This window comes from Trabulsiella odontotermitis, assembly GCF_030053895.1.
In the GTDB taxonomy this organism is placed as follows: Bacteria; Pseudomonadota; Gammaproteobacteria; order Enterobacterales; family Enterobacteriaceae; genus Trabulsiella; species Trabulsiella odontotermitis_C.
On the sequence record NZ_CP125781.1, the window covers coordinates 668978 to 693054 of the forward strand.

22 protein-coding genes are annotated in these 24077 nt (G+C 55.5%); 10 read left to right on the forward strand and 12 right to left on the reverse strand.

Annotated elements, in window-relative coordinates; translation table 11 throughout:
* Positions 1-68: 68 nt before the first annotated feature.
* On the reverse strand, positions 69-1418 hold the full coding sequence (gene qseC, locus QMG90_RS03250) for a quorum sensing histidine kinase QseC (protein ID WP_283282697.1): 1350 nt from the start codon (positions 1416-1418) through the stop codon (positions 69-71).
* Positions 1415-2074, reverse strand: coding sequence for a quorum sensing response regulator transcription factor QseB (qseB, locus tag QMG90_RS03255; protein ID WP_283282698.1), 660 nt, complete (start codon positions 2072-2074; stop codon positions 1415-1417). Before qseB ends, qseC begins: the two co-directional genes overlap by 4 nt.
* A 147-nt stretch (positions 2075-2221) precedes the next feature.
* Here qseB and QMG90_RS03260 point away from each other — a divergent pair, with 147 nt between their 5' ends.
* From QMG90_RS03260 to QMG90_RS03280, 5 genes are all read left to right on the forward strand, one after another.
* A complete protein-coding gene (locus QMG90_RS03260; protein ID WP_283282699.1) occupies positions 2222-2611 on the forward strand; it encodes a YgiW/YdeI family stress tolerance OB fold protein in 390 nt (129 codons plus the stop codon).
* A 167-nt stretch (positions 2612-2778) separates the two neighbouring features.
* On the forward strand, positions 2779-5037 hold the full coding sequence (gene parC / locus QMG90_RS03265; protein ID WP_283282700.1) for a DNA topoisomerase IV subunit A: 2259 nt from the start codon (positions 2779-2781) through the stop codon (positions 5035-5037).
* Between the two features lie 76 nt (positions 5038-5113).
* Positions 5114-5851, forward strand: a complete 738-nt coding sequence (plsC, locus tag QMG90_RS03270; RefSeq protein WP_054178856.1) for a 1-acylglycerol-3-phosphate O-acyltransferase — start codon at positions 5114-5116, stop codon at positions 5849-5851.
* A 54-nt stretch (positions 5852-5905) separates the two neighbouring features.
* Entirely contained in the window at positions 5906-7318 is a 1413-nt protein-coding gene (gene ftsP, locus QMG90_RS03275; RefSeq protein WP_283282701.1) for a cell division protein FtsP, read from the forward strand.
* Positions 7319-7455: 137 nt separating this feature from the next.
* A complete protein-coding gene (locus QMG90_RS03280; RefSeq protein ID WP_283282702.1) occupies positions 7456-9585 on the forward strand; it encodes a YgiQ family radical SAM protein in 2130 nt (709 codons plus the stop codon).
* Positions 9586-9633: 48 nt separating this feature from the next.
* On the opposite strand, the gene dkgA is transcribed toward QMG90_RS03280, so the two are convergent.
* On the reverse strand, positions 9634-10461 hold the full coding sequence (gene dkgA, locus QMG90_RS03285) for a 2,5-didehydrogluconate reductase DkgA (protein WP_283282703.1): 828 nt from the start codon (positions 10459-10461) through the stop codon (positions 9634-9636).
* A gap of 100 nt (positions 10462-10561) precedes the next feature.
* On the reverse strand, positions 10562-11725 hold the full coding sequence (gene yqhD / locus QMG90_RS03290; protein WP_283282704.1) for an alcohol dehydrogenase: 1164 nt from the start codon (positions 11723-11725) through the stop codon (positions 10562-10564).
* 195 nt (positions 11726-11920) lie between these two features.
* Between yqhD and QMG90_RS03295 the strand changes: the two genes are divergently transcribed.
* Positions 11921-12811, forward strand: coding sequence for an AraC family transcriptional regulator (locus QMG90_RS03295; RefSeq protein WP_283282705.1), 891 nt, complete (start codon positions 11921-11923; stop codon positions 12809-12811).
* Positions 12812-12835: 24 nt separating this feature from the next.
* Here the strand turns inward: QMG90_RS03295 and yghB are convergent, their stop codons facing one another.
* Positions 12836-13495, reverse strand: a complete 660-nt coding sequence (yghB, locus tag QMG90_RS03300; protein WP_283282706.1) for a DedA family general envelope maintenance protein YghB — start codon at positions 13493-13495, stop codon at positions 12836-12838.
* Positions 13496-13638: 143 nt separating this feature from the next.
* Entirely contained in the window at positions 13639-14826 is a 1188-nt protein-coding gene (gene metC, locus QMG90_RS03305; RefSeq protein WP_283282707.1) for a cystathionine beta-lyase, read from the reverse strand.
* A 250-nt stretch (positions 14827-15076) separates the two neighbouring features.
* Here metC and exbB point away from each other — a divergent pair, with 250 nt between their 5' ends.
* Positions 15077-15811 (forward strand): tol-pal system-associated acyl-CoA thioesterase, encoded by a 735-nt coding sequence (exbB, locus tag QMG90_RS03310; RefSeq protein WP_283282708.1) that lies wholly within the window; start codon positions 15077-15079, stop codon positions 15809-15811.
* Between the two features lie 6 nt (positions 15812-15817).
* Positions 15818-16243 (forward strand): TonB system transport protein ExbD, encoded by a 426-nt coding sequence (gene exbD / locus QMG90_RS03315; protein ID WP_283282709.1) that lies wholly within the window; start codon positions 15818-15820, stop codon positions 16241-16243.
* A 42-nt stretch (positions 16244-16285) separates the two neighbouring features.
* Here exbD and QMG90_RS03320 read toward each other — a convergent pair whose 3' ends face one another.
* Together QMG90_RS03320 and QMG90_RS03325 are read right to left on the reverse strand one after the other, a co-directional pair.
* The gene (locus QMG90_RS03320) at positions 16286-16705 is read right to left on the reverse strand and encodes a cytoplasmic protein (RefSeq protein ID WP_283282710.1); all 420 of its coding nucleotides are present in this window, start codon (positions 16703-16705) and stop codon (positions 16286-16288) included.
* Positions 16702-17115, reverse strand: coding sequence for a hypothetical protein (locus QMG90_RS03325; protein ID WP_283282711.1), 414 nt, complete (start codon positions 17113-17115; stop codon positions 16702-16704). Before QMG90_RS03325 ends, QMG90_RS03320 begins: the two co-directional genes overlap by 4 nt.
* A gap of 102 nt (positions 17116-17217) precedes the next feature.
* On the opposite strand from QMG90_RS03325, the gene QMG90_RS03330 reads away from it, so the two are divergent.
* Positions 17218-17721 (forward strand): ESA_00282 family adhesion-associated protein, encoded by a 504-nt coding sequence (locus tag QMG90_RS03330; protein WP_283282712.1) that lies wholly within the window; start codon positions 17218-17220, stop codon positions 17719-17721.
* A 33-nt stretch (positions 17722-17754) separates the two neighbouring features.
* On the opposite strand, the gene QMG90_RS03335 is transcribed toward QMG90_RS03330, so the two are convergent.
* Together QMG90_RS03335 and yghU are read right to left on the reverse strand one after the other, a co-directional pair.
* Positions 17755-18795: an aldo/keto reductase gene (locus tag QMG90_RS03335; protein ID WP_283282713.1), complete on the reverse strand. Its 1041-nt coding sequence runs from the start codon at positions 18793-18795 to the stop codon at positions 17755-17757.
* Between the two features lie 160 nt (positions 18796-18955).
* Positions 18956-19822, reverse strand: a complete 867-nt coding sequence (gene yghU, locus QMG90_RS03340; RefSeq protein WP_283282714.1) for a glutathione-dependent disulfide-bond oxidoreductase — start codon at positions 19820-19822, stop codon at positions 18956-18958.
* A gap of 186 nt (positions 19823-20008) precedes the next feature.
* Here yghU and gss point away from each other — a divergent pair, with 186 nt between their 5' ends.
* Positions 20009-21880, forward strand: a complete 1872-nt coding sequence (gss, locus tag QMG90_RS03345; RefSeq protein ID WP_283282715.1) for a bifunctional glutathionylspermidine amidase/synthase — start codon at positions 20009-20011, stop codon at positions 21878-21880.
* 18 nt (positions 21881-21898) lie between these two features.
* Here gss and QMG90_RS03350 read toward each other — a convergent pair whose 3' ends face one another.
* Together QMG90_RS03350 and tsgA are read right to left on the reverse strand one after the other, a co-directional pair.
* The gene (locus tag QMG90_RS03350) at positions 21899-22834 is read right to left on the reverse strand and encodes a LysR family transcriptional regulator (protein WP_430381684.1); all 936 of its coding nucleotides are present in this window, start codon (positions 22832-22834) and stop codon (positions 21899-21901) included.
* 24 nt (positions 22835-22858) lie between these two features.
* Positions 22859-24064: an MFS transporter TsgA gene (tsgA, locus tag QMG90_RS03355; protein WP_283282716.1), complete on the reverse strand. Its 1206-nt coding sequence runs from the start codon at positions 24062-24064 to the stop codon at positions 22859-22861.
* Between the last annotated feature and the right edge of the window lie 13 nt (positions 24065-24077).

The following is a 24077-nucleotide window of genomic DNA, read 5'->3' on the forward strand; positions in this document are numbered from 1 at the left end:
AACTAACGAAAGGGAAAAATGAGCAAAATGTGCAAAGTCTTTTGCTCAAAGCGCAATAATTAAACGTTTTACCACCACACGCGCGCGATGAACCCCCCTTCCGGCGCGTTGCCAAAGGTGACCGACATCTGATGCAGGGCGGCAATGCGGCGAACGATAGACAACCCAAGCCCGCTGCCGGTTTGATCTTGTCCCGGCGGGCGGTAAAAGCGTTCGCCAATGCGCGCCAGCGCTTCTTCACTGACACCGGGGCCGTTATCCCGAACGGTAAACTGACGAGCGCTCAACGTCACATCAACCTGGCTACCGCGGGGGCTGTAACGAATGGCGTTATCAAGCAGATTTCGTACCAGCAGGCTGAGCAACAGCGGCTGCCCGGCATGCACCACGCCCTGCGCTTCCATGTGCAGACGCACGTCGATACCGGCGGACTGTGCGGAAGGGTAAATATCAATCACTGCCGATTGCAGCAGATCTTCCATCGGGATCGGTGCGATGTCATCGGGCTGTGACAGTGAGTCCAGGCGCGACAGCGTCAGCAGTTGTTCGACCAGCCTTGACGCGCGATCAATGCCGGTGTGCAACTGAGCGAGCGCCTTTTCCCGTGTTTCGGGATCGTCCACCGAGAGTTGCGCCACTTCGGTCTGGACTTTCAGCGCTGTCAGCGGGCTGCGCAGTTCATGCGCTGCATCAGAGGTGAAACGGCGTTCGCGCACCACCATGTTATGTGTACGCTGAAACAGCTGATTCAGCGCATCCACCAGTGGTCGCACCTCGCTGGGCACGCCGTCTGTGCCGATGGGCTCAGCGGATTCCGGCGAACGCACCTGCAACGAACGGGTGATCCTTTTTAGCGGCGACAGTTCACGGCTCAGCAATACAAACAGCAGAATGAGCATCAGCGGCAACGCTATCAGCCAGGGCGTCAGCTGCGAGGTGATGATATCCAGCGCCATTTCCTGGCGGTAATCCCATTCCTGACCGACGGCGATGCGGTATTGCCCGTCGCGCGTCGTCAGCCAGAGAAAGCGCCACGCGTCGTCATCGTCCTTCAGTTGACTATCATCGAAGCCATCGCGGCGATAGTTATAAGAAATGTCGCGCCCGTTTTCGCCATCATCGAGCAGGCGTTTACCGTCGGCGGTGAAAATGGCAAACGCCAGCGCGTCATCATCCAGATGACCGTGTTTGATCTTTTTACGCTCCGCCACCGTCGGGGTAAGTGAATGCACACTCGCAAAATCCATCGCGCTGAGGCGTTTGGCGAACAGCATTTGCTGGGTGTCGAACAGCTTGTCGAGTTTTTCCGAGGTTTGCTGCCAGGCGAAAAAGCTGGCGCAACCCCAGGCTATGAGCGTCAGCAGGAAAAACAGCAGAGTCAGCCGCAGACGGAGGCTGAGCTGGCGAATGAGCGTCATACATCACCTAAGGTGTAGCCGATGCCGTGCACCGTGCGAATAAAATCAGAACCGAGCTTGCGGCGAAGATGGTGGACATGGACTTCCACGGCATTGCTGGAGACGTCGTCGTCCCAGTTATACAGCTTCTCTTCAATCAGCTTACGCGGCAGCACGCGCCCGGTGTTACGCAGCAGCAACTCCAGCAGGGCAAACTCTTTCGGTTTGAGCGCCAGCGGCTCGCCGGATAACGTCGCCGTCAGTTTGCCAGGGTCAAGCGTTACCGCGCCGTGGCGCAATTCATTACTCGACTGGCCGTGCGAACGGCGAATCAGCGCTTCGAGGCGTGCTGCCACCTCAATCAGTGCAAAGGGTTTGCACAAATAGTCATCAGCGCCGAGGCGTAACCCTTCCACGCGCTGCGACAGCGCATCGCGGGCGGTGAGGATCAGTACCGGCTCGCTGTGGCCTTTGTTGCGCCATTCGCGCAGGATATCCAGCCCGTCAATGCCGGGCAGGGAGAGATCAAGGATCACCGCATCGTAAGGCGCGGCATAAAGTGCGGCTTTTCCTTCGTCGCCGCGGGTGAACCAGTCGAGGCTAAAGCCCATTTTGCTCAGGCCCGCTTTCAGGCCATCGCCGATAAGCTTGTCGTCTTCTACCAGTAAAATGCGCATAAGATCGTCCTTGTGAAGCGTTACTACCTTCAGTAAACCCGCCATAACCGTCGCTGTACAGCAGAAAAATTTCTTTTTTTCTCTTAAGAAGTTGTTAAGTTTTACCTTGTGTAATGGACACCACAGAGATGAGAAAGGAGAGTAGAAATGAAAAAATTAGCGGCTATGACAGCCATTCTGGCTCTGATGTCTGCCCCGGTATTTGCGGCGACTCAGGGAGGCTTTAGCGGTCCGGGCGCGACACAAACCCAGGGCGGCGGATTCCAGGGGCCAGACGGCTCCGTCACCACCGTTGAAAACGCCAAATCCCTGCGTGATGACACCTGGGTGACGCTGCGCGGCAACATCGTTGAGCGTATTTCTGATGATCTGTATGTCTTCAAAGACGCCAGCGGGACGATTAACGTCGATATCGATCACAAGCGCTGGAACGGCGTGACCGTCACCCCGCAGGATAAGGTTGAGATCCGCGGCGAAGTCGATAAAGACTGGAACTCGGTGGAAATCGACGTCAAACAGATCAGCAAAACGAACTAAGTTATTTCGTTAACGCAGCACCCTTTTCCATCCGGGCGAGAGATCGCCCGGATGTCTGTTATTTTCACGCCAGACGCCCCTGTGACTCGGCGCGCCAGATAGGGTATTATCGCGGGTAGTTTTGCCGCCTGCACCAGACCGGCGCATATATTAAGGAATCACAGTTAATGAGCGATATGGCAGAGCGCCTTGCGCTGCATGAATTTACGGAAAACGCCTACCTCAATTACTCCATGTACGTCATCATGGATCGCGCGTTGCCGTTCATTGGTGATGGCCTGAAGCCGGTTCAACGTCGCATCGTGTATGCGATGTCTGAGCTGGGTTTGAGCGCCAGCGCCAAGTTTAAAAAATCCGCCCGTACCGTCGGTGACGTGCTCGGTAAATACCATCCGCATGGCGACAGCGCCTGTTATGAAGCGATGGTGCTGATGGCGCAGCCGTTCTCCTACCGCTACCCGCTGGTTGACGGGCAGGGAAACTGGGGGGCGCCGGATGATCCGAAGTCCTTCGCCGCCATGCGTTATACCGAATCCCGTTTGTCGAAATACGCCGAAGTGCTGCTGGGCGAGCTGGGGCAGGGAACCGTTGACTGGGTGCCGAACTTTGACGGCACGCTGCAGGAGCCGAAAATGCTGCCTGCGCGTCTGCCGAACATCCTGCTGAACGGTACCACCGGCATCGCTGTCGGGATGGCGACAGACATTCCGCCGCACAACCTGCGCGAAGTCGCCAGTGCGGCGATTACCCTTATCGAGAAACCGAAAACCTCGCTGGACGAACTGCTGGATATCGTGCACGGGCCGGACTACCCGACGGAAGCGGAAATCATTACCCCGCGTGCCGAAATCCGCAAAATCTACCAGAACGGTCGTGGTTCCGTGCGCATGCGCGCAGTGTGGAAAAAAGAGGACGGCGCGGTGGTGATTACCGCACTGCCGCACCAGGTTTCCGGCGCCCGCGTGCTGGAGCAAATCGCCAGCCAGATGCGCAATAAAAAATTGCCAATGGTTGACGATCTGCGCGACGAGTCAGACCACGAAAACCCGACGCGTCTGGTGATTGTGCCACGCTCCAACCGTGTCGACATGGAGCAGGTGATGAACCATCTGTTCGCCACGACGGATCTGGAAAAAAGCTACCGCATCAACCTCAACATGATCGGTCTGGATGGTCGCCCGGCGGTGAAAAACCTGCTGGAGATCCTCACTGAATGGCTGGCGTTCCGTCGCGATACCGTGACCCGCCGCCTCAACTATCGTCTGGAACGTGTGCTGCGCCGCCTGCATATCCTTGAAGGTTTGCTGATCGCGTTCCTCAACATCGACGAAGTGATCCATATCATTCGCAGTGAAGACGAGCCGAAGCCGGTGCTGATGTCGCGGTTCGGCATCAGCGAAACCCAGGCTGAAGCGATCCTCGAACTGAAACTGCGCCATCTCGCCAAACTGGAAGAGATGAAGATTCGCGGTGAGCAGAGCGATCTGGAAAAAGAGCGCGATCAGATTCAGGCGATTCTCGCCTCCGAACGCAAAATGAATACCCTGCTGAAGAAAGAGTTGCAGGCAGATGCTGAAGCCTACGGCGATGATCGTCGTTCTCCGCTGCACGAGCGTGAAGAAGCGAAGGCGATGAACGAGCACGACATGCTGCCGTCAGAGCCGGTGACCATCGTCCTGTCGCAGATGGGCTGGGTACGCAGCGCGAAAGGTCATGACATTGACGCGCAGGGGCTGAGTTATAAATCCGGCGACAACTGGAAAGCTTCAGTGAAAGGCAAGAGCAGCCAGCCAGTGGTGTTTATTGATACCACCGGTCGCAGCTACGCTATTGACCCGATTACGCTGCCGTCGGCGCGTGGTCAGGGCGAGCCGCTGACCGGCAAGCTGACGCTGCCGCCGGGCGCGACCGTCGAGCATATGCTGATGGAAGGGGATGACCAAAAACTGCTGATGGCGTCTGACGCCGGTTACGGTTTTGTCTGTACCTTTAACGATCTGGTGGCGCGTAACCGTGCCGGTAAAGCGGTGATTTCTCTGCCGGAAAACGCGCAGGTGATGCCGCCGGTGGTCATTGAAAATGACGCCGACATGCTGCTGGCGATCACTACCGCCGGTCGTATGCTGATGTTCCCGGTCAGCGACCTTCCTGAGCTGTCGAAAGGCAAGGGCAATAAAATCATTAACATCGCTTCGGCAGATGCCGCCAAAGGTCTCGACAGCCTGGCGCACCTCTATTTAGTGCCGCCGCAAAGCACACTGACCATTCATGTCGGCAAACGTAAGATCAAGCTGCGTCCGGAAGAGTTGCAGAAAGTCACTGGCGAACGCGGGCGCCGCGGCACGCTGATGCGCGGTCTGCAAAAAATCGATCGCATTGACATCGACTCACCGAAGCGCCCTGACGCTGGCGATAGCGAAGAGTAAAAACAAACGCCCCGACTTTTGAGGGGCGTGTTAGAATTTGCGGTAAGACCCGAGGGCCTGGGTTTCAGAGGATGTTATGTTATTAATTTTTCGATTAATCATCGTCGTGATCTACTGCATTCTGGTATGCATTTTTGGCTGCATTTACTGTCTGTTCAGCCCACGCAATCCCAAACACGTTGCGACGTTTGGTCATATGTTTGGCCGACTTGCGCCGCTTTTTGGTCTGAAGGTGGAACTGCGTAAACCCGCCGATGCGGAAAGTTACGGTAATGCGATTTACATTGCCAACCACCAGAACAACTACGACATGGTGACGGCATCAAGCATTGTTCAGCCGCCAACGGTCACCGTCGGGAAAAAAAGCCTGTTGTGGATCCCGTTTTTTGGTCAGTTGTACTGGCTGACGGGCAACCTGCTGATTGACCGCAACAACCGGGCGAAAGCGCACGGCACCATTGCTGAAGTGGTCAAAAACTTCAAAAAACGCAGGATTTCATTCTGGATGTTTCCGGAAGGAACGCGCAGCCGTGGCCGCGGTTTGCTGCCGTTTAAAACCGGCGCTTTCCACGCCGCACTGGCGGCGGGCGTTCCCATTATTCCTGTGTGCGTTTCCAATACTTCTAATAAAATTAACCTCAACCGCCTGAATAACGGTCTGGTGATTGTTGAGATGCTCCCGCCCATCGATACCAGCAAATGGGGCAAAGATCAGGTTCGCGCTCTGTCCACCCATTGCCGTGAGGTGATGGCGGCGAAGATTGCCGAGCTTGATCAGGAAGTTGCGCAGCGGGAAGCGAGCGGTAAACGCTAATCGGCGGGAAACGAATTCCCTCCTTCTGTTTTGTCAGTATTTCATGGAGTCTCTATGTCACTCAGTCGGCGTCAGTTTATTCAGGCCTCGGGGCTGGCACTGTGTGCCGGTGCCGTGCCGCTGAGGGCAAACGCCGCGGGCCAGCAGCAGGCATTGCCGGTCCCGCCGTTGGTGGAGTCCCGTCATGGTCAGCCGATCTTCTTAACCCTGCAACGCGCCCACTGGTCGTTTACCCAGGGTACGCGCGCGCCGGTCTGGGGCATCAATGGCCGTTATCTCGGGCCGACGATTCGCGTCTGGAACGGGGATGACGCCAAGCTGATTTACAGCAACCGCCTGTCGGAAAACGTGGCGATGACGATCAGCGGGCTACAGGTACCGGGACCGCTCATCGGCGGCGCGGCGCGCATGATGTCGCCGAATGCTGACTGGGCGCCAGTGCTGCCGATTCGCCAGAGCGCGGCGACGTTGTGGTATCACGCCAACACGCCAAACCATATGGCGCAGCAGGTTTACAACGGTCTTGCGGGCATGTGGCTGGTGGAAGACGAAGTGAGTAAGTCCTTACCCATTCCGAACCATTACGGCGTCGATGACTTCCCGGTGATTATTCAGGACAAGCGTCTCGACAACTTCGGCACACCGGAATACAGCGAACCCGGTAACGGCGGTTTTGTCGGCGATACGCTGCTGGTGAACGGCGTGCAAAGTCCGTACGTCGAGGTTTCCCGCGGCTGGGTGCGTTTACGCCTGCTGAATGCCTCGAACGCGCGCCGCTATCAGTTGCAAATGAGTGACGGTCGCCCGTTGCATGTGATTTCCGGCGATCAGGGCTTTTTACCGGCGCTGGTGTCCGTGAAACAGCTGTCGCTGGCACCCGGCGAGCGCCGTGAAGTGCTGGTGGATATGACCAATGGCGATGAAGTGTCGATTACCTGCGGTGAAGCCGCAGGCATCGTTGATCGTATTCGCGGCTTCTTTGAGCCGTCGAGCATTCTGATTTCAACCTTAGTACTGACGCTGCGCCCGACCGGGCTGTTGCCGCTGGTGACCGATAGCCTGCCGATGCGGCTACTGCCAACGGAAATCATGTCCGGCACGCCGATTCGCAGCCGCGATATTACGCTGGGCGAAGATCCGGGCATTAACGGCCAGTTGTGGGATCCGAAGCGCATCGATATTACCGCACAGCAGGGAACCTGGGAGCGCTGGACGGTACGCGCCGACCTGCCGCAGTCATTCCACATTGAAGGCGTGATGTTCCAGATCCGCAACGTGAACGGTGCGATGCCGTTTCCGGAAGACCGCGGCTGGAAAGATACCGTGTGGGTCGACGGTCAGGTTGAGTTGCTGGTCTATTATGGCCAGCCGTCATGGCCGCATTTCCCGTTCCAGTTCGCGAGCCAGACGCTGGAAATGGCCGATCGCGGTTCGATTGGGCAGATGCTGGTGAATCCGGCACCGTAAATCGCCCGCCAGTCACGTAGGCCCGGTAAGCGCAGCGCCACCGGGCATTACCTGGCCCCGCACAATACCCCTTCATTTCCCACAATGATCCAGCGTATAATCCCCGCCCTTTTGTTTGTTTTTTCTTCGGAAGCATTATGAGCGCAATTTCCCTGATCCAGCCGGATCGCGACCTCTTTTCCTGGCCCCAGTACTGGGCGGCCTGTTTTGGCCCCGCGCCCTTTATGCCGATGTCCCGGGAGGAGATGGATCTGCTTGGCTGGGACAGTTGCGACATCGTACTGGTGACGGGCGACGCCTACGTTGATCATCCGAGCTTCGGCATGGCGATCTGCGGTCGGATGCTGGAAGCGCAGGGTTTTCGCGTGGGGATCATTGCGCAGCCGGACTGGAACAGCAAAGAAGACTTCATGCGTCTCGGCAAACCGAACCTGTTTTTCGGCGTGACCGCCGGCAACATGGATTCCATGATCAACCGCTACACCGCCGACCGCAAATTGCGCCATGACGACGCCTATACGCCGGACAACGTGGCGGGCAAACGTCCTGACCGCGCGACGCTGGTTTATACCCAGCGCTGTAAAGAGGCGTGGAAAGATGTACCGGTGATCCTCGGCGGCATCGAAGCCAGCCTGCGCCGTACCGCGCATTATGATTACTGGTCTGATACCGTGCGCCGTTCCGTGCTGGTGGATTCCAAAGCCGACATGCTGATTTTTGGCAACGGTGAGCGTCCGTTGGTGGAGGTCGCGCACCGTCTGTCACAGGGCGAGCCGGTGGAGCAGATCCGCGACGTGCGCAACACCGCGATTATGGTGAAAGAGGCGCTGCCGGGCTGGAGCGGCGTGGATTCGCGGATCATTGATATGCCGGGCAAAATCGACCCGATTCCGCATCCGTACGGTGAAGATCTGCCGTGTGCGGATAACAAACCGGTCGAACCGAAGAAAACCGAAGCGAAAGCCATTGTCGTTCAGCCGCCGCGTCCGAAGCCGTGGGAGAAAACCTACGTGTTGCTGCCGTCGTTTGAGAAGGTCAAAAGCGACAAAGTGCTTTACGCTCACGCCTCCCGTATTCTGCACCATGAAACCAACCCGGGCTGCGCCCGCGCGCTGATGCAGAAGCACGGCGACCGCTATATCTGGATCAACCCGCCGGCCATTCCGCTGTCGACCGAAGAGATGGACAGTGTGTTTGCCCTGCCGTACAAGCGTGTACCGCATCCGGCGTATGGCAACAGCCGCATCCCGGCGTACGAGATGATCCGTTTCTCGATCAACATCATGCGCGGTTGCTTTGGCGGCTGTTCGTTCTGCTCGATCACCGAACATGAAGGGCGCATCATCCAGAGCCGCTCTGAAGATTCGATCATCAATGAGATCGAAGCCATTCGCGACACAGTTCCGGGCTTTACCGGCGTGATTTCCGACCTTGGCGGCCCGACTGCGAACATGTATATGCTGCGCTGTAAGTCGCCGCGTGCCGAACAGACCTGTCGTCGCCTGTCATGCGTCTATCCGGACATCTGTCAGCATATGGACACCAACCATGAGCCGACGATCAATCTCTATCGCCGCGCCCGAGATCTGAAAGGCATTAAAAAAATCCTCATCGCCTCTGGCGTGCGTTATGACATCGCCGTGGAAGATCCGCGTTATATCAAAGAGCTGGCGACACACCATGTGGGCGGTTATCTGAAGATTGCCCCGGAGCACACCGAAGAAGGGCCGTTGTCGAAGATGATGAAGCCGGGAATGGGAAGCTATCAGCGCTTTAAAGAGCTGTTTGATACTTATTCGAAGCAAGCAGGCAAAGAGCAGTATCTGATCCCGTACTTTATTTCCGCACACCCTGGAACGCGTGATGAAGACATGGTGAATCTGGCGCTGTGGCTGAAGAAACACCGTTTCCGCCTCGACCAGGTGCAGAACTTCTATCCGTCGCCGCTGGCGAACTCAACTACCATGTATCACACCGGCAAAAACCCGCTGGCGAAGATTGGCTACAAGAGTGAAGAGGTGGTGGTGCCAAAAGGCGATAAACAACGTCGTCTGCATAAAGCGCTGCTGCGCTATCATGATCCAGCCAACTGGCCGCTGATCCGTCAGGCGCTGGAAGCGATGGGCAAAAAACATCTGATTGGCGGTCGCCGTGATTGCCTGGTGCCGGCACCGACGATTGAAGAGATGCGCGAGGCGCGTCGTCAGAATCGCAACACGCGCCCGGCGCTGACCAAACACACGCCGATGAAACACCAGCGACGCTAACCCTCCAGGCCGGATAAGCGCAAGCGCCATCCGGCTTTTTTTACGCGCTTAGCCGCCAAACTGGTCCGGATCCGGCCCCAGCCGTTTCCCTTGATCCAGCTTCGCAATTTCGCCGAGTTCGTCTTTATCAAGACGGAAATCCCAGACATCAAAGTTTTCCGCGATGCGCGACGGAGTAACCGATTTCGGGATCACAACAAGACCGCTGTCGAGATGCCAGCGAATGACGATCTGCGCCGGGGTTTTGCCGTATTTATCGGCCAGGTCGCGAATGATCTTCTGATCAAACACGCCTTTACCCCCCTGCGCCAGCGGGCTCCAGGATTCGGTCTGGATCTTGTGCGTGGCGTTCCATGAATGCAACTGACGCTGCTGCATCAGTGGATGCAATTCGATCTGGTTGATCACCGGCGTCACGCCGGTTTCGTCGATCAGCCGTTGCAGATGGTTGATCTGGAAATTGCAGACACCGATACTTTTCGCCAGCCCTGATTTTTGTAGCTCAATCATGCCTTCCCAGGCCTCAACGTAATGGTCGATAGCCGGTACCGGCCAGTGCATCAGGTATAAGTCGACATGTTCAAGCTGCAGTTTTTTCAGGCTTTCCTGCAGCGCTTCACGGGGGCGTTTCTGATCGTCATTCCACAGTTTGGTGGTGATGAACAACTCGTCGCGCGGCACGCTGGCGGTCTTTAGCGCTTTGCCTACGCCATCCTCGTTTTGATATGCCGCGGCGGTATCGATAGAACGATAGCCCACTTCCAGCGCTTTATGAATGGCGCTGACGACCTCCTCGTTACCTGCTTTCCACACGCCGAGACCCAGCTGCGGCATTACGTTGCCGTCCTGTAGTTTGATTACGGTTGGATGTGTCATGCATTCCTCCTTTTAGGTGTCTCCCCGGAACAATGCCCCGGGGAGGTGTAGGATTAAGTCTGGACGAAATATGCAAAAACGAAAGGAAAAGCGGTAAACCTTAGCGTGCGGCCTCGTAAATACGGCGGCTGACGTCGAGGGTAATATCTTGTTTTTCGCCAAGTCTGGTCATGTGGTGTGCTTCCAGTTTTGCCAGCAGCGCCGGGATGGAGCTGCCATCCAGACCATAGTCGGACAAGTGCGTCGGTACGCCGAGCTGCTCGAAGAAATTACGCGTCGCGGCGATAGCGGCGTCGATGCGTTCTTCTTCAGAACCGTCGGTGATATTCCATACGCGCTCACCATACTGCAGCAGTTTGGCGCGCTTAGCGTCACGTTTTTCGTTCCACAGCGCAGGCAGAACAATCGCCAGCGTCTGGGCGTGATCCAGCCCGTGCATTGCAGTCAGTTCATGGCCGAGCATGTGTGTCGCCCAGTCCTGCGGCACGCCAGCACCGATTAACCCGTTCAACGCCTGAGTGGCCGCCCACATCACGTTAGCGCGCACATCGTAGTTTTCCGGTTCTGCCAGCGCTTTCGGACCTTCTTCGACCAGGGTCTGCAGAATGCCTTCAGCAAAGCGATCCTGAATTTTGGCGTTCACCGGATAGGTCACATACTGTTCAACGGTATGGACGAAGGCATCAACCACGCCGTTAGCGACCTGACGCGGCGGCAGGGTGTAGGTATAAACCGGATCGAGGATCGCAAACACCGGCTGTACGTGCGGGTTTTTAAACGCCTGCTTATCACCGGTGGTTTTACGCGAGATCACCGCGCCGTTGTTTGATTCAGAGCCGGTGGCGGGCAGCGTCAGTACCGAACCCATCGGGATAGCACTGTGGATCTCGCTACCGCGGGTTTCGAGGATCTGCCACGGATCAACGCCGTCAGCGTAATGCGCTGCCGCCGCGATAAATTTAGTACCATCAAGCACGGAACCGCCGCCGACAGCCAGCAGGAAAGTGACTTTCTCGTCGCGGGCGATGTTCACGGCTTTCATCAGCGTTTCGTAAGACGGGTTAGGTTCGATACCGCCGAACTCCAGCACATCCAGACCTTTCAGCGCGCTCAGCACCTGATCCAGCACGCCGGTTTTTTTCACACTGCCGCCGCCGTAGGTGATCAGCACGCGAGCGTCAGCCGGGATTTGAGCGCGAAGATCAGTAATCACGCCTTTACCAAACAGAATGCGGGTGGGGGTATGAAGGTTAAAATTATTCATTGCTCGTTCCCTTAACAGAGAGTGAAAAATGGCAGCGCAGAGCCTCTGCCTGATGAGGATTATTGTGGTCTTGTGCCTCCGGACCCTCAATGCACATTTCTGCCGATGTCTTGCCCATTTCTCCAGAGCGCTGGAGAAACCGCACAAGAGTGCGCACAATGTAACGGTCGATAAATCTGCCCGGAGTGACCTGCAATGAATCGTGAAGCCATCTGTCTGCAACTGACGGAACAGATTAAACAACTGATATCTCATCAGGAAAAGCTGAACGACCTGCTGCCTGACGTCCGCCTGCTATACGGTACGCAGCCCGGTACGCGTACGCCGGTGATGTATCAGCCCGGCATCGTATTTCTCTTTTCGGGTCATAAGATTGGCTATATCAATGAGCGAACGTTCCGCTACGACACCAATGAATATCTGTTGTTGACCGTTCCACTGCCTTTTGAGTGCGAAACCTTCGCGACGCCCGATGTACCGCTGGCGGGTATTCGCCTCAATGTTGATATTTTGCAACTCCAGGAATTGCTGATGGACATCGGCGAAGACGATCTTTTCCGCCCGGCGATGGCCGCCAGCGGGATCAACTCTGCCACGCTCTCCGACGATATTCTCTGCGCGGCGGAACGGCTGCTGGATGTGATGGAAAGACCGCTGGATGCGCGCATTCTCGGTAAGCAGATTATCCGCGAGATCCTTTACCATGTGTTGACAGGCCCTTGCGGCGGCGCGTTGCTGGCGGTGGTCAGTCGTCAGACGCATTTCAGCCTGATTAGCCGGGTGCTGAAGCGCATTGAAAGCCAGTACACCGAAAACCTAAGCGTCGATCAACTGGCGGCGGAAGCCAACATGAGCGTCTCGGCGTTTCACCATAATTTCAAATCGGTCACCAGTACCTCGCCCTTGCAGTACCTGAAAACCTATCGTCTGCATCGGGCGCGGATGTTGATCATCCACGATGGCATGAAGGCCAGTGCGGCGGCGATGCGCGTAGGCTATGAAAGCGCGTCGCAGTTCAGTCGGGAATTTAAGCGTTACTTTGGCATGACGCCAGGCGAGGATGCGGCGCGGATTCGCCGGGCGTAAGGCGTTGCCCGGCGGCGTCAGCGATCAGGCGCTGTAGTATTTCTTCTTAATAACCACAATCAGTGTACCGAGCAGCCCGGCCACTAACAGGAAAATTGGCAGGATCATCAGGAAGGTCATCACCTGATCTTCATGGCGTTTCACGAACGGGATCATGCTGAGCGCGTAGCCCAGGCTGGTTACCACGCCTACCCACAGCAGGGCGCTCAGCCAGTTGAAGAACTGGAAGCGGCGGCTCGACAGCCCGGAAATGCCTGCCATGGTCGGTAGCAGGGTGCGTACAAACGCCAGAAAACGCCCGGCAAGCAGCGCCAGCAGGCCATGACGGTCAAACATGCAGGTCGCGCGCTGATGGTATTTCGCGGGGAGTTGCGCCAGCCAGCTTTTTACAATTTGCGTATTGCTGAGCCAGCGTCCCTGGAAATAGCTCAGCCAGCAACCCAGACTGGCCGCGGTGGTCAGAATTACGAGGGTAGGTACAAAGTCCATGACGCCTTTTGCGACAAGCGCCCCTGCCAGTAACAGCAAACTGTCGCCCGGTAAGAAAGAGGCAGGAAGCAAACCGTTTTCCAGAAACAACGTCGCAAACATAACCAGATAAACAACACCCACAACGTGAGGATTCGCCAGTGCAGCAAAGTCGTGCTGCCAGAGAGCGGCGACTATATCTTGAATGACTACCATGAACTTTCCTAAAGAACCGCGCTTATTTTGCTATTGTACTCCTGATGTTCCCCAAACACCTTGATCGCGGGCGCAACAAATACAGACAATTCTGAAGAAATTATCTGTAAATCTGTTCATTCAGGTGCACAGCCTGCGCCACTTTACACGATGCGACTGAACCCCGCCGCTAAATCCGCGATAAGATCGTCAACATTCTCTAAGCCGATGTGCACTCGCACCAGGGTACCGCTGAAATCGACCTCACCGCCGGGGCGCATGTGCGCGATTTGCTCAGGCTGATTGGCGAGGATCAGCGACTCGTAGCCGCCCCAGGAAAAGGCCATGCTGAACAGCTCGAATGGATCGAGATAGGCGGAAAGTTCTGCGTCAGTGAGGCGTTTTTTCAGAACGAATGAGAACAAACCGCTGCTACCTGTAAAATCCCGTTTCCAGTATTCGTGGCCTTTACTGCCTGCAAGTGCAGGATGGTTTACTCGTTCAACCTGCGGGTGGTTTGAGAGCCATTCGGCAATTTTAAGACTGCTTTCGTGATGCTGACGCAAACGCAGCCCGAGGGTACGTAAACCGCGGCTGGTCATGTAGGCGGTATCGGCATCCACCATCTGCCCCATCAGGTAAGCATTTTCCCGCAGACGATCCCAACAGCGGGCGTTGGCGACCGCGGTACCGATCATGCCGTCGGAATGGCCGATCAGGTATTTCGTGGCGGCCTGGATAGAAATATCGATGCCGAACTCCAGCGCCTTAAAAAGAATGCCTGCGGCCCAGGTGTTATCGATCATAATGATCGCCTCAGGGGCCACGCGGCGGACGGCCTGGACAATCGCCGGAACATCGTGAACTTCCATGGTGATCGACCCCGGCGATTCCAGAAACACCACTTTGGTGTTCGGCTTCACCAGTTGCGCGATGTCGGCGCCGATCAGCGGATCAAACCAACAAGTGCTGACGCCGAGCCGGGCAAGCATTTTGGTACAGAAATCCTGGCTGGGTTCGTAGGCGGTGTTGGTCATCAGCACTTCATCACCCTGCTCGACAAACGCCAGAATGGAATTCGCGACCGCTGCCGCGCCGCAGGGGAAGAGGGCGCAACCGGCGCCGCCTTCCAGTTCGCACATCGCTTCCTGCAATGAGAAGTGGGTCAGCGTGCCGCGACGGCCATAAAACAGCTCGCCTTTCGCGCGGTTGCGGGTCGCTTGTTTTTTTGCGTCGACCGTGTCAAAAACCAGAGAAGAGGCGCGCTGAATGACGCTGTTAACCGCGCCCAGCGTGTATTTTTTGCTACGCCCTGCGTTAACCAGCGCGGTGTCGAGGTGCTTGTCTGCCATGTTAATCTGCCTGTTTTTATACGTCTGGACGTCCAGACTACCATGACTGATAAAAGCTGCACCAGTGGTTCACTGATAAAGCAGAATATTTTTCATAGAGAAGAAATGCGCTTTTTTTACTGCGTCAGCGCAAGGAAAAGAAGTGTGATTTACGGCACTATGTAAATACTAATGAGAACGACTATCAATTCGACGACGTTTTGATATTATTAGCTCAGTTTTTTTGTGACAGACATCCTGGAGATGCAGAGTGGGTAATAATTTGATGCAGGCGGATCTCTCCGTTTGGGGTATGTATCATCATGCCGACATCGTGGTTAAGGTCGTGATGATTGGTCTGGTGCTGGCGTCGGTCGTCACCTGGGCCATTTTCTTCAGTAAAAGCGCCGAGCTCCTGTCTCATAAGCGTCGCCTCAAGCGTGAACAAAAGCAACTGAGCGAAGCCCGTTCCCTCGATCAGGCCAGTGAAATCGCTGCCGCTTTCCACGGTAAAAGCCTGAGCACGCTGTTGCTGAACGAAGCACAGAACGAGTTAGAACTGTCCGCCGGTTCGGAAGATAACGAAGGCATTAAAGAGCGTACCGGGTTCCGCCTGGAGCGCCGCGTCGCCGCAGTGAGTCGCCATATGGGGCGCGGCAACGGCTATCTGGCGACCATTGGCGCTATTTCTCCATTCGTCGGTCTGTTTGGCACCGTCTGGGGGATCATGAACAGTTTCATCGGTATCGCTCAGACGCAGACCACCAACCTTGCGGTCGTCGCTCCGGGGATCGCGGAAGCGCTGCTGGCGACGGCGATCGGGCTGTTTGCGGCGATCCCGGCGGTCGTTATCTACAACATTTTTGCTCGTATGATTGGCAGCTATAAAGCGACCCTCGGCGACGTGGCGGCGCAGGTGCTGCTGTTGCAGAGCCGCGATTTAGATCTTAACGCCAGCGGTGTTACGCATCCGGTTCGTACGGCTCAGAAATTACGTGTAGGTTAATGCTTTATGGCGATGCGTCTTAACGAAAATCTGGACGATAACGGTGAAATGCATGAAATCAACGTGACGCCGTTTATCGACGTTATGCTGGTGCTGCTGATCATCTTCATGGTAGCGGCACCGCTCGCCACCGTGGACGTTAAAGTCAATCTTCCGGCGTCCTCCAGCCAGCCGCAGCCGCGTCCGGAAAAACCGATTTATCTGTCAGTGAAAGCGGATAAAACGATGTTCCTCGGCAACGATCCGGTAACGGAAGCGGATATGATCACCACGCTGAACGCAGCGACGGAAGGTAAAAAAGACACCACCATTTTCTTCCGTGCGGATAAAACCGTCGATTATGAAACGATGATGAAAGTGATGGATACACTCCATCAGGCGGGCTATCTGAAGATTGGTCTGGTAGGGCAAGAGGTCACACAAGCGAAGTAATCCGTGTGATGCAGGGTGAGAAGGCTGGTCTGCCAGCCTTTTTTATTTCTTCTTCTTCGGTGTGTCGTCCAGCGCCACATTGTTGACGTTCGCGGTGCGCATCTTGCCTTCTGCCAGTCTGCGCGACAGGCGCAGTGTTGCGGCCTCACGCGCCAGAATGTGCTGGTAGTTGGCTTCGATACGCGCCAGCAGCTTCTCTTTCAGTTCTGGTTTGCGCGCAATGATTTCCTCAATGGCGGCGCCGTAAATCTCTTCTTTCACCTGCCAGGCGTAGATATCGCGGCGGTTTTGCCACTTCATTTTGACCAGTGCGGCGGGAATGGACATCACGGCCTGTGCCGTATGTTCAATGGCGGCGTTTTTTTCGTTAATCAGCACCGTCAGGTTCTGATGGCGAATAATGTCATCGCTGTTTCTGTCGTCTAAAGTCAAATAGACGTTATTATCTTCAACATCTTTCATGTTGATGACTCGTCGAGAAATTTATAAAAAACAGGTGAATCAGTCTCACGGGTTATTAAATTAAGCCAAATTTCATTACCGGATTCATTTATAAATGTCGTTTTTTCAGTAATAATTTGACTTAATTCCTGAGCGTCAATTTCACCTTCCGCTTGTAAATCATTCATGGCTCTGGCAAAAGCTTCAATTTTAATCACACGAAACAAACGGTCTTTAATATGGCGGTCGCGCTCTTCCAGTAACATATTTCGCGACTGGCCGTTATGCGCAACCGTCGCTAAAATATCTTTTTCATGTTTCGCCAGCGTGCTTTTACTTTGTGTTAGATTAGCATTTTTATCTGCTTCCCCGGTTTCCTTCTCCATTGCAGATAAGTGGAAACGAGCCGGGATAAGCGTCTCGGGTATCATTGATGATGTCCTTTTTATTCAACACAATAGAGGGGATGCAGAATTGAGGTTCGTTGACAATATCATGGTGTAATTTTAAAATCAAAAAAAATGGAGCAAACCATGAACAGCATAATTTATTTTGTGATAGCACTGTTATTGCTCACAGCGGTAATTCTTTTCTTAATGCCCGGGAACAATAAAAAGCCGCGAGGCGAAGGGCACACCGGCCCGGAATCTGTGTATCCGATGAGCAAGGAAGAGGGCGAAGATCACTTTTCAGTGCTGATGAATGCTATCACGCCGGTGTGGTACTGGCGGGTTAATCATGAATATATCGATTTCCTGCACGCAACAATTAAAGGGATGAGCATGGCGGAAATAAATGCCGTGCCTGGTTTATTTGATGCCCAGCGGCGCTGTAGCGATCTCAATTCAGCGGTATATAAATATTACGACACGTTAAAAAAACGCTGCCTGAATGGCGAACAGGTTTCTCGTGCCGATCTCGATGTGTTGAACCTGCAGCAATGTTTTCGCGAATTCAGCCTCGATGCCTGGCCTGCGCTGGTGGCGCTGGTCTGGCCGGAGTTTCAACGCCCGTGGATCAATCCGGAAGATATCTGAAAAAACCCCTCTCAGGCGAGAGGGGCTGGTGGTTTACTTATCTGACGATGCCTGCCACAGATTCAACTGCCCGTCCGCGACGTGTTTATCGATCTGCGCCAGTTCCTCAGCGCTGAACGACAGGTCATTCAGCGCCTGAACGTTTTCCTCCAGTTGCTCCGGGCGGCTCGCGCCAATCAGCACCGAGGTCACGCGGTTATCCTTCAGCAGCCAGCTCAGCGCCATTTGCGCCATCGACTGTCCGCGCTGTTGCGCCATGTCGTGCAGCAGGCGCAGGCTCCTGAGGTTGCTTTCGCTCAACATGTTCTCGGTCAGGCCGCGCGCTTTTTTCCCTTCCACCTGCATACGTGAACCATCCGGGATGCCGTTGAGGTATTTCCCGGTCAGCAGCCCCTGCGCCAGCGGCGTAAAGGCGATGCAGCCAACGCCATTGTCCTGCAGCGTGTCGAGCAGCCCGCTGCTGTCCACCCAACGGTTCAACAGATTATAGGATGGCTGGTGGATGAGCACCGGGATCTTCCATTCGCGCAACAACTCCACCATTTTCTGTGTCCGCTCTGGCGAGTAGGACGAGATGCCGACGTACAGCGCTTTACCGCTCAGCACCGCCTGCGCTAATGCTGACGCGGTTTCCTCCATCGGCGTTTTTTCATCAACGCGATGCGAGTAAAAAATATCGACATACTCCAGCCCCATCCGTTTCAGGCTCTGGTCGAGGCTCGCCAGCAGATATTTGCGCGAGCCGCCGGAACCATACGGGCCAGGCCACATGTCATAACCAGCTTTCGTGGAGACGATCAGTTCGTCGCGATAACCGGCAAAATCTTCGCGCAACAGACGGCCAAAGTTTTCTTCAGCGCTGCCCGGTGGTGGGCCATAGTTGTTTGCCAGATCAAAATGCGTAATTCCCAGATCGAAGGCTTTACGCAGCAGAGCGCGCTGGGATTCCAGCGTATTGACGTGGCCGAAACTGTGCCACAGGCCGAGCGACAAGGCGGGTAACTGCAAGCCGCTGTTGCCACAGTAACGATACTGCATCTGCTCGTAGCGGGCAGGATTGGCTAACCAGGCCATGATGTCTCCTTCACTGATTGTTATTTTCGAAACACTGTTTCTATCTTACTCCGTTTGCGACGGCGATCACGTTGCGCCGATCACAACCCGGTGCGACGTATGACAAGAAACTGGCTGGAGAGGGAATAACCGGGCGAGAGCCGCCCGGCTGATGTGTCGATTAAGCCTGACGTTTATCTTCCGTATGGGTGTCAAAATCGCTGGCGTCATGGCGTTCATGCAGTTGTTCGTCCAGCGGGCCATTGGTCCGGTTAACGATGCGTCCACGTTTCACGGCAGGGCGGTTAGCGACATCGTTCGCCCAGCGCAGCACATTTTTATAGCTCTGCGCATCAAGGAATTCCGCCGCATTGTAAACGGAGCCGAGCAGTACGTTGCCATACCATGGCCAGATAGCGATATCAGCGATGGTGTACTCTTCCCCCGCCACATAACGCCCGCGTGCCAGTTGTTTATCCAGCACATCTAACTGACGTTTCGCTTCCATCGCAAAGCGATTGATCGCGTATTCAATTTTCACCGGCGCGTAGCTGTAGAAGTGACCAAAACCGCCGCCGAGGAAAGGAGCCGAGCCCTGCAGCCAGAACAGCCAGTTGAGCGTTTCGGTGCGGGCAGCAGGATCTTTCGGCAAGAAGTGACCGAATTTTTCTGCCAGATAAAGCAGAATGTTGCCGGATTCAAAGACTCGCGTCGGCGGGGTGGTGGAATGGTCGCGCAGTGCCGGAATTTTCGAGTTCGGGTTGACGTCCACGAAGCCGCTGGAGAACTGATCGCCTTCGCCGATGCGAATCAGCCACGCATCATATTCCGCACCAGTGACGCCCAGCGCCAGCAACTCTTCCAGCATGATCGTCACTTTCTGACCGTTCGGCGTGCCGAGCGAATAAAGCTGAAGTGGGTGCTTACCTACAGGGAGTTCTTTTTCGTGCGTAGGGCCGGAGACCGGGCGGTTAATGTTTGCGAACGCGCCGCCGTTGTTTTGTTTCCATTCCCATACTTTTGGAGGTTGGTACGTGTTGTCTGACATGTTAGCCTGCCTTTTTCCTGGGTTGTTGAGGCAGTGTAGCAGGAGTTACGGGAAGGGTTTAACGAACTGAGGCGTTAATGCGCACGCGACGCAGCGGTGCTATTATAGCCTCACTTCTGACCGGTCATGCCTGCGCAATGTTCACAGAAGGAATATGCTCAGGTGGTCTTTTCCTAAGGTTTACACATGAGTACAGGAACACAGAGTAGCGATGCCCCATTCGGAACGCTGTTGGGGTATGCGCCAGGCGGCGTAGCAATTTACTCTTCCAATTACAGCAGTTTAGATCCCGATTTTTCCCACGACGATCCCTCATTTCGTAGCTATATCGGCAACGAATATATGGGCCACAAATGGCAGTGCGTTGAGTTTGCGCGCCGCTTTCTGTATCTGACCTACGGTTTCGTGTTCACCGATGTTGGGATGGCGTATGAGATCTTCTCGTTGCGCTTCCTGCGCGAAGTGGTGAATGACAATCTCCTGCCGCTGAAGGCGTTTGCTAATGGCTCCCGCCGCCCGCCGGTGGCGGGTTCCTTGCTGATCTGGCAAAAAGGCGGTGAGTTTCATCAGACCGGTCACGTCGCGGTGGTGACGCAACTGGTGGGTAATAAGGTGCGTATCGCCGAACAGAACGTGGCGCACCATCCACTGCCGCCGGGGCAGCAATGGACGCGCGAGCTGACGCTTGAAGTGAAAGATGGTGTCTATACCATTCACGACACCTTCGACGACACTGCCATTCTTGGCTGGATGATCCAGACCGACGATGCGCAGTACAGCCTGCCGCAACCGGCAAGCCCGGCCAGACTGATGGCCATCCACGGCGCACGGCTGGAAAATCACGGTCAGTTTGATGGCAAATGGCTTAACGAACAGGATTCGCTCCAGCGCGCCTATGTGCGTGCCAACGGTCATGTGATCAACAAAGATCCGTACCAGTATTTCACCATTTCCGAGACCGGCGAGCAGGAATTGATTAAGGCCACCAACGAACTGCATCTGATGTATCTGCACGCTACCGATAAAGTGCTAAGAGATGACAACCTGCTGGCGTTGTTCGATATCCCGAAAATTCTCTGGCCGCGACTGCGTCTCTCCTGGCAACTCCGGCGCCACCATATGATCACCGGTCGTATGGATTTCTGTATGGATGAGCGTGGGTTGAAGGTGTACGAATACAACGCCGATTCCGCCTCCTGCCATACCGAAGGGGGCGTAATCCTCGAAGAGTGGGCGAAACTGGGCCTTTCGGGTAAAGGCTATAACCCGGCGGAAGATCTGCTTGATGAACTGACCGGCGCGTGGGGCCACAGCCAGGCACGTCCGTTCGTGCACATCATGCAGGACAAGGATCTTGAAGAGGATTACCACGCGCAGTTTATGCAGCGTGCGCTGACTAACGCCGGGTTTGAAAGCAAAATCCTTCATGGCCTCAGTGAACTGCGCTGGGACGATGCCGGGCAGCTTATTGATGACGACGGGCGGCACGTGAACTGCGTCTGGAAAACCTGGGCGTGGGAAACGGCGCTTGAGCAGGTGCGGGAAGTCAGTGAAACGGAATACGCGGCGGTGCCGATTCGTACCGGTCATCCGCAAAATGAGGTGCGCTTAATCGACGTCCTGTTGCGTCCGGAAGTGCTGGTGTTCGAACCGCTGTGGACGGTGATCCCTGGCAACAAAGCGATCCTGCCGGTGCTCTGGTCGCTGTTCCCGGGTCATCGCTATTTGCTGGATACCGATTTCACCGTCACCGAAGCACTGGCGAAAACCGGTTATGCCGTGAAGCCGATCTCCGGTCGCTGCGGCAGCAATATCGATCTGGTCAGCCACGACGATCGTCTGCTCGATCAAAGCTCCGGTAAGTTTGCCGACCGTAAAAATATCTACCAGCAACTGTGGTGTTTGCCGAACGTGGAGGGCAAATACATTCAGGTGTGTACCTTCACCGTGGGCGGCAGCTATGGCGGCACTTGCCTGCGCGGCGACGAGTCGCTGGTGATCAAAAAAGAGAGCGACATCGAACCGTTGATTGTGCTGAAGGATAAGGATTTTCTCTGAACGGTCTGCGCTTCACGCTCACACGCTGCCGTGAAGCGCAGCCAGAAAACGGCTCATCAATGAGGATAACGGCTCGTCAACCCACAAGGCATACAGATCTGCCGGTATGCTCTCCGCCAGCGGCAGGAACACCACACCAGGCCAGTGAATAAGCGCGCTGGTCTCCGGTAACAGCGATACCCCCATCCCTGCGCTCACCAGCGCCAGCGCCGTTTGCGGCTCATACACCTGGTGGGCGATCAATGGGTAAAACCCGGCTTCAACGCAGCGGTCATAAAGCTGCTGTGCAAAATCGCTCTGGCTGAAGGAGAGGGAAATAAAGGGGCGGGCGGCGAGCATTGCCAGGGTCACTTGCGCTTCGTCGCACAACGGATCGCCCTCAGACACAGCAACCAGCATCGATTCACGGGAAATCAGCTGGCAGCGAATGTTTGCTTCCGGCGTGGGGATCACGTTGCGGTTAATAGCCACATCAATGGTTCGCGTGCGTAGCGCTTCAATCTGCTGGTGCTGCGACAGTTCCAGCAGGCTCCATTCCAGGCCGGGGAGGGTTTCCCGGCAATCTTTCAGCCGCGTCAGCAACGTTCCCCACAACGCGCTGCCGACAATGCCGATCGTAATATGCTGGTGCTCGCTGCGGCCAATCTGGCGGACGTAGTTCAGCGACTGATCGGTCGCACTGAGGATGCGATCCACTTCCGTTTTCAGCACCTTCCCGGCGCGGGTCAGCGCCACTTTACGGCTGGTACGTTCAAAGAGCGCAACCTCAAGGATTTCTTCCAGTTCTTTAATCTGCATACTGAGCGGCGGCTGGGAGATATTCAGCCGTGCCGCCGCGCGGCCAAAATGCAGCTCATCGGCGAGAACCTGAAAATAACGCAGCATGCGGAAGCGAATGCGGCTGTTAGCCTGATCAATCATGGTGTTGTGCTTCAAAGGGAAGGGATAGCGCATCATGCCGTTCCCTTCCCGTGACTGTCAAACCGTCGCCGGAGTTGGCTGGTGCAAACGTTCTGCCCGGCTGAAAAACACCGCGATGATCAGCGTTCCCAGCAGCACTGCGTAGGCGACGGTTGACGTATTCAGCGCGCCGTGCAGGCCAAAATGGCTGTTCACCAGCGAGGAGACACTGGCGAAGAGCAGCGTGCCAACCGTTCCACAGGTCAGCAGAGCGGAAATCAGCGTCGGTGAACTGCGGCTGACCTGTAGCGATCCGTAGCTCATCAACCCGGAAAATAGCCCGGAGTTAAAGAAACCAAACACAGCGCAGGCGACCAGAATCAACGTGGTATTCGCGCTGTTGGCGATAATCGCAATGGCCGCCAGACCCGTCAGCGTGCAGATGAGCAGGAAGGTGCGCAGCTTCATCCAGCGTACGGTGAACTGGTTGAGAAACAGACCAGTCGCTTTCGCTACCCAGTAAACGGTGGTGTAGAGCGCCGCCGCTTCTGGCGTCATCGCAAAGCGAGACTGCAGATAACCCGGTGTCCACATGGTGAAAATCGGCTCTGCCAGCAGAAAGGCAAACAGCGCAAAACAGATGAGGTACACCGAACATCCCCAGGGTTCTGCCGATGCCGGGGCATTCTGGCTGACAGGGGCCGGAGATTCCGTCGAAGGGAAGCGGCAGCGCAGGGTCATCACCAGCATCAGCGCGCCAAGGGCACCCATGATGCCGTACATTGCAATCCAGCTGGCGCCGAGTTTAAACAACCAGGCCAGCAATAAAGAGAGCGTGGCGCCCGCGAGGCTAAAGAAAAAGTCGGTGAAGATCAGGCTGGCGGAACGGCGTTTTTCATCCGGATTGATGCGCACTACCAGATAGCTGCCGATGGTCATGAAGATCCCGCCGCAGGCGCCAATGCCCGCCACCGCCAGGCTGAACATGGTCAGTGTTGGGGTAAAAAACAGGATAAGACTAATCAGCACGGTTATTGCGGCTGCGGCAACCAGCGGCTTCTGTAAACCCCATTTGCGCATCAGAATGCCGCCGAACATGATAGGGATAAACATGCCGATATTCATCAGCGTGAAAACCTGGCCAATAAAGCTGGGATCTTTCTGGAAGGCGGCGCAGAGAGGGCCCAGAACGATCCCAAGCGTTGAGACCAGCGCCCCAACGAAGTAATAGCTCAGGTAAGATATGGCGTTAATATTGCCGCGAGAAAACGGTTGATCTGGCATAGCAGTGTCTCCT